This is a genomic window from Arthrobacter terrae, from assembly GCF_015708085.1.
Lineage (GTDB): Bacteria > Actinomycetota > Actinomycetes > Actinomycetales > Micrococcaceae > Arthrobacter_M > Arthrobacter_M terrae.
In genome coordinates this window covers 1-10,833 of record NZ_JADNYM010000012.1, presented here as the reverse complement: position 1 = coordinate 10,833, position 10,833 = coordinate 1, and the positions used below count along the sequence as shown (strand labels likewise).

Genomic DNA, 10,833 nt, shown 5'->3' with positions numbered 1-10,833 from the left:
ATATGAATGACATTCATTTTGGTTAGACTCTAATGGATGCGCGTCCATAAGGGAAGAGCAGCCACGGAACCAGGCAGGACCAGAAACAGGGATGGGGCAACCATGGAGAACGGCGCACCGGCGGTTGAGGCACGGCGGCGGGCGGGACGGCCCCCGCACCCGGTATTGGGCCCAGGCCGGATCACCAAGGCTGCTCTGCGGCTCATTGCCAGAGACGGTTACAAGGGCCTGACCATGTCCGCTCTGGCCCGGCTGCTCAACGTAGCTCCATCAGCGCTGTACAACCATGTCTCCTCAAAACAGGATGTGCTCCTGCTGGTGGAAGACCACCTGATGGCCGGTGTGGACATTTCCGGCTTCGAGGCAGGCCCCTGGCACCAGGCGGTGCGGGGCTGGGCCTGGTCTTACCGCAATGTGTTCGCACGCCACACGCCGCTGATTCCGGTAATCGCGGTGCTCCCGGTGACCAACGCCCCGCAGACGGTGAAAATGTACGAGGCAGTGACGGCTGGATTCCATGCCGCTGGTTGGCCGCCCGACCAAATCATCGACGCCATTGTGGCCCTGGAGTCCTTCATTTTCGGTTCAGCATTCGATGTTAACGCCCCGGCGGAGATTTTCAACGCCGGCGAGCTGGCAGCGGACGCACCCCTTTTCACCCAGGCGGTGGCAAGCCGTGCCTCCGGCAGTGGCTCGGGCCCCGGGGGTGACGAACGCCCGGTCAGTCCCAGCGACACCGCTTTCGGACTGGGCCTGGAGGCTCTGATCGACGGGCTTTGGGCGCAGCGGGCTCTGGCGCCGAAAGCCCGTCATCCATAGGCTGGAGGTGGCCATACCAACCTCGGCCAACGCAAAAGGAGATCACCCATGGGAATCAACCTCAGCCATGCCGCCCTTCGTCTGGTAACCGGCGCCTTCATCCTCAATTCCGGCATCGGCAAGCTGCACCTGGACAAGGAACAGGCGGCCGGGCTGCAGTCCATGGCGGGCAACGCCATCCCTCAAGTGAAGCAGCTTGAGGCCGGGAGGTTCGGCAAATTGCTCTGCGCGGGCGAAATTACCATTGGCTCGGCCCTGCTGGCTCCGTTCATCCCCAGCCGGCTCGCCGGTCTCATGCTGGCGGCATTCTCCGGCTCTTTGGTGACGATGTACCTGCGGACGCCGGGAATGACGGAGTCTGACGGAGTCCGTCCCACTGCCAACGGCCTACCTTTTGCAAAGGACTTCTGGATGCTCGGCATTGCCGCGGCACTGATCCTGGACCGCCGCAGGCGGTAACTGTCCGGGCGGTAACTGTCCGGGCGGGACTGCCACGGGGTCGTTTACTCCACCGGCAGGCCCCGGACGTATGCCGCCTGGCCCACATGCATCAGGCAATCCTGCAGCACGCTGACCAAGCGTGTCCCCAGGCTCACGGCCGGGTCCCAGGACTCGTCGACAATCCGATCCAGTGCCGCGCCGTCGAGCTCTTGGAGGTACTCCATGGTGCGGCCCTGCACGGCATGGTAGTACTCCGTCAGCAGGGCCGCCGATTCCACCCGGACCGCGTCTACCTGGTCGTGGCTATGGCCGTAGCCGGTATCCTCCGGCTGCAGCCCAAATCCAAACCTGTCCCTGAATCCACCCGCCGCCCACAGCTGTTCCCGACCCGCCGCATCCGCAATGTGATCGTCCTGGACCCGTGCCAGATGCCACACCAGCCAGGCAACCGAATTCCCATGACCACCAGGACGACGGTTGAGGTCCGCCGCGTCCAACCCCTTGAGCACACCGTCCACCGCGCTGCCGATCCGGCCAAATGCATCCGTCAAAAGTTCAGTAGGTTCCATACCGCCATGGTTCCACGGCAGGCCCTCGTCCGCCATAGCCGGCGCGCGATATCATGCAAGGGAAGCGAATACCACCAGTTACGGAGAAAAGCCATCACCGACGTGTCCGAACAGCATGATGTCTACATTGGCAGCCCCGCGCCCGACGACGAACGGGACCTTGTCGAGGAAACCTCGCCCGCCGCCGTCGTCCGTCTTACCAACCGGCCCGACGTCATCCAGTACCAGGGACGATACGCCCTGCTGAACGTAGACCGAACGCCTTATCAGGCGATGGTCGAGGACCTGCTGTTCATCCGGGCAGCGCTGGAGGATGCCGGACTGAAGTATCTGCTGGTGCGCGGCAACAACGAGCGTCCGGTCATTTCGGTGGATTGGAAAGACCGCAAAAAACTCCGCAAAGCCCTGGCCAAGGCCTGCGTGAATGAACCGTTTTATGCCATCACCGTGGATGCGAAGAAAAAGTCTTCGCTGCTGGTCGCCGACGGCGAGTTGGCCCGGAACCGAAAGGCACGCATCCTGCGGCTGTACCGTCCTCGGGTGGAGCCGGACGGCGGGTTGGCGTACGGGCCGTCGTTGGGCGTGCAGATCGAGCTGTGGAGTTTCGAGGCGGAGACCTTGGTGCTGCCGATGGAAAACTCCCTGACCCGCCGCATTCTGCCCAACGCCGAAGCCGTCCGCGGCACCGTGGAGCGCTATGGACACAGCTGGCCGACGATCGAGAACATGTTTGCCGATCATGCTACGGACATCCGCTTCGACATCGACATGGTCTTTTCCTGGGTTGACGGAAGTTCACCGGAATACCAAGCGGCCCGCCTCGCCCGGCAGACCGGCGTCGTTCTGGGTGAAGGGGACGACAACGAGGCCCGCTACCGGCAGATCGACGAACTTAAATACGCGCTGCGCTCCATCTACATGTATGCACCCTGGGTGCGGAGGATCTTCATCGCCACGGATTCCCCGGCACCGGCCTGGCTGGCGGAGCACCCCACGGTGACGATCGTGCGCAGTACGGAGTTTTTCGCGGATCCATCGGTGCTGCCAACGCACAATTCACAGGCCGTGGAATGCCAACTACACCACATTGAGGGCCTCGCTGAGCACTTCCTTTATTCCAATGACGACATGTTTTTCGGCCGGCCGGTGAGTCCGGATATGTTCTTCACCCCCGGCGGAATCACCCGCTTCATACAAGCGGATACGCGGATCGGGCTGGGTGAAAATGCGGCCGAGCGCAGCGGTTTCGAGAACGCGGCACGGGTGAACCGCAAGCTGCTGTGGAACCGCTTCGGCCGGATCACCACCCGCCACTTGGAGCATGCGGCGGCCCCACTGCGCCGGAGCGTCATGGCGGAAATGGAACGCGAATTCCCGGCGGAGTTTGCCGCCACCGCAGCGAGCACCTTCCGTGCCGCGGACAACATTTCGGTGACCAACTCGCTGTACCACTACTACGCCCTGCTCACCGGGCAGGCCGTCACCCAGCCCGAGGCGAAGGTCCGCTACATTGACACCACCATGCGCTCGGGATTGACCTACCTTCCCCGGCTGCTGGCCAAACGCAACGCCGATTTCTTCTGCCTCAACGACGGCAGCTTTCCGGAGGTCGCGGCGCAGGAAAGGGCCGAGCTGGTGACGGACTTCCTGGAACGGTATTACCCGCTCCGCGCGCCCTGGGAACAATAGGGTCGCCACCCCTTGCCGGTCAGCTGTGGGCCATAGCCTTGCGCTGCGACTCGATCCTGGTCCCGGCCCCGGGCGACGGCTCATGGGCGGGAATCTGGATTCCCGCAGCCGTCAGCCGGCGATGCGTCTCCTCGGCGCTGACATACTCGCCCACCGTCGTCCCGCCGGCCAGCGGAACCACAGAATGGACTACGGTGTGTTCGTACACATGGACAAGGTTAAAGGCCTGGGCCGCGTCACGGCCGCGGCTCGCCCCGGCCGTCACAGCCAGATCCTGGGTGTAGCACGTAGCCGATGCCACCGAGACTGGAATCCCCGCAAACATGGCCGTCGAGGAGTAGTGCAGGTGTCCGGCCAGAATGGTCCGCACATCGGAGCCCCACAGCACGCTGGCCAGTTCCGGCTGGCGGCGGAGTTCCACAAGCACGGATAAATCCTGCACGCACGGGATGGGCGGATGGTGTAAAGCGAGAATCGTCCCGTCGGGGGCGGGCTCAGCCAGCTCCGCGGCCAGCCATTCCAGCTGAGCATCACTGATCTCGCCATGATGGAAGCCCGGAACCGTCGAATCCAGTGTGATGATGCGCAGACCATTGATGTCATAGCTGTGATCAACGGGCTCCGTACCCGGCGGCAGGTTGAACAGACCTGCACGGAACTGTGCCCTGTCATCGTGATTACCCATCGCCCAGATAACCTGCGCGCCCATAGCCGCTGCCGCCGGTTCAACGATGGCCCGCAATTTGGCATAGGCCGCTGGCTCGCCTTTGTCTGTAAGGTCCCCGGTGAATACCACCGCCTCAGGCCGGATGCCGGACGCGTGGACTTCTGCAAAAACCTGACGTAGCCTGGTCTCGCTGTCCACAGCCCCATACAGCGGGCCTGGACCCCCGAGCAAATGGGTATCGCTCAGATGAAGTATGAAATGACTCGGCCTGGAATGCTCGGCCTGGATGAGTTCCATCACTACCTTTGTTGGTCGGGTGGAGGATGTTCCTCCAGTTTCCCTCTCGCTTAACATCAAATCAGACACAGGCTGATTTTGGGGAAAATGGCGGACGTGTGTTGCGAAGATCACACTTTACTTTTGTGCCACCCGCCGCCGCACCACCAAAAGACCAGCGCACCCGCCGGAGCAGGTGCGCTGGTCTCTTACTGGTGCTGCTGCTTATGCTGCGTCCAAATAGCCATTCGGGTTCAGCACATACTTTGTGGCCGCACCGGCATCGAACTCCGCGTACCCCCGCGGCGCGTCCTCAAGACCGATCGCCTTAGCATTGACGTTGTCGGCAATGTGGACCTTGTCGTGCAGGATCGCCATCATCAGTCCGCGGTTGTATTTCATCACCGGACACTGCCCGGTCACGAAGGAGAGTGATTTCGCCCAACCGGTACCAAGGCTCAGTGAGAGGGAACCCTTTTGAGCCGCCTTATCCTCGGCACCCGGGTCTCCCGTGACATAGAGCCCTGGAATGCCCAGTGCGCCACCGGCGGTCGTGATCTCCATCAATGAGTTCAGTACCGTAGCCGGCGCCTCGTGGCCGTCCTTACCGTGCCCCTTGGCCTCGAATCCGACGGCGTCGACGCCGCAGTCCACCTCCGGCACACCCAGGATCTGCTCGATTTGATCCTTCGGATCCCCCTTGGTCAGATCGATGGTTTCACAGCCGAAGCTGCGGGCCTGGGCGAGCCTGCCCTCGTTCATGTCGCCGACAATGACGGCAGCAGCCCCCAGCAGGAGAGCGCTTGTTGCCGCCGCCAGTCCGACTGGTCCGGCGCCAGCAATGTAAACGGTGGAACCGGCTCCGACACCGGCCGAGACTGCCCCGTGGTACCCGGTGGGGAAAATGTCCGAGAGCATGGTCAGGTCCATCATCTTTTCCAAGGCCTGGTCCCGATCCGGGAACTTCAGCAGATTCCAGTCAGCGTAAGGCACCAGCACGTACTCCGCCTGGCCGCCGACCCAGCCTCCCATGTCCACATAGCCGTAGGCCCCTCCGGGCTGCACCGGATTGACGTTCAGACAGATACCCGTCTTTCGCTCCTTGCAGTTGCGGCAGCGTCCACAGGAAATATTGAAAGGCACGGAGCAGATGTCGCCGACCTTGATGAACTCCACGCCGGGACCGACTTCCACCACCTCACCGGTGATTTCGTGTCCGAGGATCAGATCCTTCGGCGCCGTTGTACGGCCGCGGACCATGTGCTGGTCAGAACCGCAGATATTGGTCGCGACCGTCTTTAGAATCGCACCGTGAGGGACCTTGCGGCCCACATTGCGCGGATCCACGCCGGGACCGTCTTTGAGTTCGAAGGTGGGATATTCGGTATCGATGACCGAAACTTTTCCGGTCCCCTCGTAGGCAACCGCTCTGTTTCCTGACATGGTTTCTCCCTCATTCGTTGGTACGGATGTCTGGCCAGTCTAGGACGGAAGGAGGGCAAAAGTAAGGGGTAGTCGGAGCTGTCAATCCGGGACCAGCATGGTCCGTAGATCCAGCCGGTGCAGCACCCGGTCCGCAGCAAGCGGATCCGACCCCGCTTCGCCTCGCGCGATCACCATTTCCTGCCGGGCCGCGTCCAGAGCCAAGGACTGGACCGTGATGGCCCAGCCCCGGAACTCGGAGCGTTCCTCCTTGACCGTGTCAGTAGGCGTCCCCGCCAGCTCGGAATGCAGCTGCAGCAGGCGGTTCCTGACCCATTCAATTCTCGCCTCGTCCACGCCGTCGAGCAGGTCGGAGGACTGGACGGCCGCCATCGCCGCATCCTCCGCGCGTGATGCCAGGTCCTGCTCAATCTGCTTTTCCGTTTCGGGGGATTCTGCCATACCGAGCCGTTTCATCAGCCACGGCAGGGTCAACCCCGGGACAACCAAGGTGCTCAGCAGCACAGCCACTGCCAGCAGGACTATCTGGCCGCGGCCGGGGAACGGTGAGCCGTCCGGCAACGTCATCGGTAAGGCCAGTGCAAGCGCCAACGTTGCCAACCCACGCATCCCGCACCAGCTCAGCACCATCACGTCCCTCGCGTTCGACGGCGGCACGTCGGCTCCGCGGCGCCGGCTGGGCAGCACCAACAACGCCAGCCAGGCTATGCGGACGGCAAAACACAGCACGCAAATAAGTACCGCCGGCCAGAGCAGAGCTGCGATATTCGTCTTCTCACCCTCGATAACCTGACGCACTGCAAGTCCCACCAAACCAAACGCAATGCCCGTCACCATCAGCTCCACCACATCCCAGAATGCGTTGGCGGTTACCCTTTCCTGAGCAGCATCCGCCCGGCTGCCGCGCCTGATCTCCAAGGCCGTAACGACGACGGCGACGACGCCGGAGGCGTGTACAAAATCCGCCGCGATATATACCGCGAAGGGGACCACCAGAGTCACCGCGCTATGCCCAACGGGGTTGGTGATAAACACAGTGAGTTTTTTGGTGATCCAGCCCGCAGCCAATCCGATGGCTGCAGCGCCGGCCGCACCGAGCAGGAAAGACACGATGATGCCCGGTCCAACCTCCTCACCTGCCATGGCCGCCGCGACGGCGGTCTGGAAGATCACGATAGCGGTGGCATCGTTGAAGAGCCCCTCGCTTTGCAGCACCCCAATCAACCGCCGCGGCATCCGCACCGTCCCGGCAACAGACTCCACTGCCACCGGGTCAGGGGGCGCCACCATGGCTCCCAGTGCGAGAGCCCCCGGAATTCCAATCCCCGGTATCAACAGCCATGCGGCTCCTGCAACGGTCGCCGTCGTCACAACGATCAGTGCAATCGCCAGCAGGACGATGCTCCGCCAGCGGACGCGGAACACGGACCACGACGACTTCAGGGCAGTGGCAAATAACAGGGGCGGCAGAAAGAGCGGCAGAATCAGCTCGGGCTCTATTCTGACCTGTGGGAATCCGGGGATAAATGCCGCGCCGGCGGAGAGAATAATCATTAGTACCGGGTACGGCAATCGGATGCGGTCGCCCAGGCCCACCATCAGGACTGTAGCCAGCATCAATCCGACAACCACGGCCAGAATTTCCATTGCCAATATCGCCCCTTTCGTTTCTAGAGAGCCCGAAAACAGCGTAGTCGGTTACACCGACGCTGTCCCCGCCTGCGTCCATGGCGGCGGCAGAACATTAATATGCGGGTAGCTTGGTAGGGGAGGACTAATACACGGACACTGAAGGAGGAATCCCATGGCGACGAAGTTTTCCGTCGGCGATCACGTCAGTTGGAATTCGGAGGCCGGAGAGGTCCGCGGCAGAATCGTCAAGGTTCACCGGAAAGACCGTATGTTCCATGGCCGGACCCGGCACTGCACGCCCGAAGAGCCGCAGTATGAGATCAAAAGCGACAGCACCGATCATGTCGCAATGCATAAGGGCTCTGCGCTCACCAAAATCTGACACTCCCATAGCAGTAGCCGATTCCTCGGTACCCATAGCCGCGGCGCGGTTGCGTTACCGGGGATCTCAATAACCTGCGCCGGCGTCGACTCGGCCCTGTAGTGGTTCGTGGGCTCCCCAGCGCCGTACGTTTTCGTGCACCCGTGCGGCTATCAGCGGCCGGACCATTTCTTCGGTGTCGGCGGTATGCGGAGTAATGATGGCATTCGGCTCCGACCACAGCGGGTGGCCGTCCGGCAGCGGTTCCGGATCGGTTACGTCCAGGCCTGCGCCCGCAAGGGCACCGGACGCGAGTGCAGCCAGCAGGGCGTCCGTATCCACCAGAGCGCCACGGGCGATGTTAACCACGATACAATCGGGCTTCATCCGGGCCATCTCCGGGGCGCCTACCAGCCCCTTCGTCTCGGCTGTAAGCGCAGCGGCCAACACCACGACATCGGCGTTGGCCAGCACATCGGCCAAGGTACGACCTGGTTCTGCACCTGTCTGCGGCTCTGCCTGGCCGCTCGACCCGTGAAGACTCTGCATCGAGATGGTCTGGTCGGCCCCCGGCAGCGGCTCCTTGCCCCGACGGAGCACCGTGATGAAAGTATCAAAGACCTTGAAGAGGCGGATTATCTCTTGTGCAATTCCGCCTGCTCCCACGATCACGACGCGCAGACCGAAGAGCGAGCTGCCCCGCTCCTCGCCCCAGCTGGTGGCACGAAGGCTCTCCGGAAACCGGCGAAGGAGCGCAAGCGTAAGAGCCAGCGCGTGCTCCGCCACCGGACGGGCAAAAGAGCCCTTCGCGCTGGTCCACTGCAAGTTTGGATGATCCTCGAACGCGGGAGCGTAAAGTTCGACCCCCGCGGACGGGAGCTGGACCCAGCCGATACCCGGATGGCTATCCAGCAGTGCCGATAGCTCCGCCGCGTCGATCCGCTGGCTGAGAATAATGCCCGTAGTCATTTCCGAAAGCGCCTCCACGGTGCCGCCAGCTGCCGTCGCAGCGGCGGCCAGATTGTCATCCGGCCGCGGAAGTATCGCCAGCCTGGGTCCCGCCGTAGCCTCTGCCGGTGAATCCGCCACTGCCGCTACTGCCGCCGTCGTCGAACTATTCGGCGTCGAACTCATGCTCGTAGAATTCATTATCCGGGGGCTTCCTTTCAATTACTTAGCAGAACCCCAGATTATCGCAGCTGCCCGAACCGCCGCACTGTCCCCGGGCCTTGGCGGCCACGTGGTCTTCAGCGCTCCCGCGCCCGGATCCCCGCACAGGCGACGCAATACCTGGCCTCGGGCCGGACCTCGAGTCTCTCCGGCGGAATCGGTTGATCGCAGCGTTCGCAGGTACCGTAGGTCCCGCGCGAAAGGCGTTCCTGCGCGTTCCGCAACTCGGTAAGCTGCAATTCAACGCCGGCCAGCAGCGCCACGTCCCGTTCCCGCTCCAAGGTAACAGTCGAACCTTCGGGGTCATGTTCATCATCGGCCGGAGTGTCGCGATGGGCCAGCGTCACCTCACGGATTTCGTCGCTCAACCTGGCGATTTGTCCGCGCACATGCTTGGCGCGAACCTCCAATAACTCACGGAATAACTCGTCATTAGGCATCCCTTAGAGTACTCCAATAGCATCATTTGACGCTGTGGGGGTTGCAGGATGCTGGGGTTGTGGGGGCGGGTCGGCGTTGTACCCGTAGCGGATCCCTTGGACCCGGGCCAGCCGACCCTCCGCCCACGTGATCGACCCTGTTAGTGGACCTACACCTTTGTCGATCACTTTGCCGACCAGTTTCATGAGCTGCCCGGACGCCTTCCCGGTGGCGCCCGGCGGCGTTTCCTCGGGGTCGAGGACGGTCGCGTCAAGATCGCACGCAGAGCGCCGCGCCCAACATTCCGGCGATACGCCGAGTCGTCGCACGTCTAAGCTGGAACTCCGAAACGCGGGAACGCCGCCACTTGTTGGATCCGGGGAGCGTGAAGGTGCCCATCGGGTCCGTGTTTTGATCGCGATAGCGACGTCGGCGCACCTTGTCCTGCGGCCCTCGGTCCGTGAGCCGCAGTTCGATATCGAATTGGATAGGGGGGGGTTTGGCTCAATGACCTCCACGTCCTTGGCTGTTTGGAGGTGGATGGTCCGCAGTGGGCGAACCGTGGGAAGCGCTGCTGCTGCGACCGCTGCCGGTGGACGGGTTCGAAAAACGGCGCCCGGTCACCCAAAAATATCCGTGAATCTTGGCTCAGCCGGGTGGCCTCCCCCAACAAAGCCACTACACAGGTCCCGAAGCCCGCCATTTCTGGCTGCGCCTATTGGCCGCCAACAGCACGAGAGCACGACAGCACGAACCCTAGCGAAGCAAATATTCACGTTGATTGGCATTTCGAGTCCGTGCATACTAAGAGCATCGTCGGCTCGGCTACGAGGTATGAGATGGGCAGTAACGTGCGATTTAATGCGCCTCCTGGTTGGCCGGAACCTCCCGAGGACTGGCACCCTGAACTTGGATGGAGGCCAGATCCGAGTTGGCCAGACGTCGGGCTCCAGCCCGTCTTGATGGGAAACGCTCCATACTTCGGTGTGGTTGGTCCGGGTTGTGGGGTGTTAAAGGGGTCAGGCCCCGCACGGTGTGCGGGGCCTGGTCCTTTCAATGGTTGTCCGGCGGTGTCCTACTCTCCCACACCCTCACGAGTGCAGTACCATCGGCGCTGTGGGCCTTAGCTTCCGGGTTCGGAATGGGACCGGGCGTTTCCCCCACGCTATGACCGCCGTAACTCTTTCTCCGCTCCGGCCCGGGACCGGTGTCAGAACCTTTTGTGGGGGTCCTGTGCCGGGTGTGGGTCGGGGGAAACTTGTGGGTTACAACTAACACTATTCAATTACGGTGTTGTTGTGTTGCCCCGATTGTGGTGGGGGTTGTTGGTTGGGAACCATATAGTG

At 62.4% G+C, this 10,833-nt stretch carries 10 protein-coding genes and 1 rRNA gene; 4 read left to right on the top strand and 7 right to left on the bottom strand.

Translation table 11 applies throughout. From position 1 onward, the window contains the following. Positions 1-102: 102 nt before the first annotated feature. Together IV500_RS10480 and IV500_RS10475 are read left to right on the top strand one after the other, a co-directional pair. Positions 103-819, top strand: a complete 717-nt coding sequence (locus IV500_RS10480) for a TetR/AcrR family transcriptional regulator (protein ID WP_196396762.1) — start codon at positions 103-105, stop codon at positions 817-819. Between the two features lie 48 nt (positions 820-867). Next, positions 868-1,278 carry a hypothetical protein gene (locus IV500_RS10475; protein ID WP_196396761.1) on the top strand — a complete coding sequence of 137 codons (411 nt, stop codon included), beginning with the start codon at positions 868-870 and terminating at the stop codon, positions 1,276-1,278. 44 nt (positions 1,279-1,322) lie between these two features. Here IV500_RS10475 and IV500_RS10470 read toward each other — a convergent pair whose 3' ends face one another. Next, the gene (locus IV500_RS10470) at positions 1,323-1,829 is read right to left on the bottom strand and encodes a mycothiol transferase (protein ID WP_196396760.1); all 507 of its coding nucleotides are present in this window, start codon (positions 1,827-1,829) and stop codon (positions 1,323-1,325) included. Positions 1,830-2,102: 273 nt separating this feature from the next. On the opposite strand from IV500_RS10470, the gene IV500_RS10465 reads away from it, so the two are divergent. Then, on the top strand, positions 2,103-3,518 hold the full coding sequence (locus tag IV500_RS10465; protein WP_230854821.1) for a stealth family protein: 1,416 nt from the start codon (positions 2,103-2,105) through the stop codon (positions 3,516-3,518). Positions 3,519-3,537: 19 nt separating this feature from the next. Here IV500_RS10465 and IV500_RS10460 read toward each other — a convergent pair whose 3' ends face one another. The 3 genes from IV500_RS10460 to IV500_RS10450 all read right to left on the bottom strand — a co-directional run bounded on the left by IV500_RS10460 (position 3,538) and on the right by IV500_RS10450 (position 7,551). Next, the gene (locus IV500_RS10460) at positions 3,538-4,482 is read right to left on the bottom strand and encodes a phosphodiesterase (protein ID WP_196396758.1); all 945 of its coding nucleotides are present in this window, start codon (positions 4,480-4,482) and stop codon (positions 3,538-3,540) included. A gap of 204 nt (positions 4,483-4,686) precedes the next feature. Next, the gene (gene fdhA / locus IV500_RS10455) at positions 4,687-5,904 is read right to left on the bottom strand and encodes a formaldehyde dehydrogenase, glutathione-independent (protein ID WP_196396757.1); all 1,218 of its coding nucleotides are present in this window, start codon (positions 5,902-5,904) and stop codon (positions 4,687-4,689) included. An 81-nt stretch (positions 5,905-5,985) separates the two neighbouring features. Further along, complete coding sequence (locus IV500_RS10450; protein WP_196396872.1) at positions 5,986-7,551, bottom strand: Na+/H+ antiporter; 1,566 nt, start codon at positions 7,549-7,551, stop codon at positions 5,986-5,988. A 157-nt stretch (positions 7,552-7,708) separates the two neighbouring features. Here IV500_RS10450 and IV500_RS10445 point away from each other — a divergent pair, with 157 nt between their 5' ends. After that, positions 7,709-7,918, top strand: a complete 210-nt coding sequence (locus IV500_RS10445; RefSeq protein ID WP_196396756.1) for a hypervirulence associated TUDOR domain-containing protein — start codon at positions 7,709-7,711, stop codon at positions 7,916-7,918. Positions 7,919-7,984: 66 nt separating this feature from the next. Here IV500_RS10445 and IV500_RS10440 read toward each other — a convergent pair whose 3' ends face one another. The 3 genes from IV500_RS10440 to rrf all read right to left on the bottom strand — a co-directional run bounded on the left by IV500_RS10440 (position 7,985) and on the right by rrf (position 10,666). Next, positions 7,985-9,046 carry an NAD(P)-dependent oxidoreductase gene (locus IV500_RS10440; protein ID WP_230854810.1) on the bottom strand — a complete coding sequence of 354 codons (1,062 nt, stop codon included), beginning with the start codon at positions 9,044-9,046 and terminating at the stop codon, positions 7,985-7,987. A 98-nt stretch (positions 9,047-9,144) separates the two neighbouring features. After that, a complete protein-coding gene (locus tag IV500_RS10435; RefSeq protein WP_196396755.1) occupies positions 9,145-9,507 on the bottom strand; it encodes a TraR/DksA family transcriptional regulator in 363 nt (120 codons plus the stop codon). A gap of 1,042 nt (positions 9,508-10,549) precedes the next feature. Further along, a 5S ribosomal RNA gene (gene rrf, locus IV500_RS10430) occupies positions 10,550-10,666 on the bottom strand. Positions 10,667-10,833 lie beyond the last annotated feature (167 nt).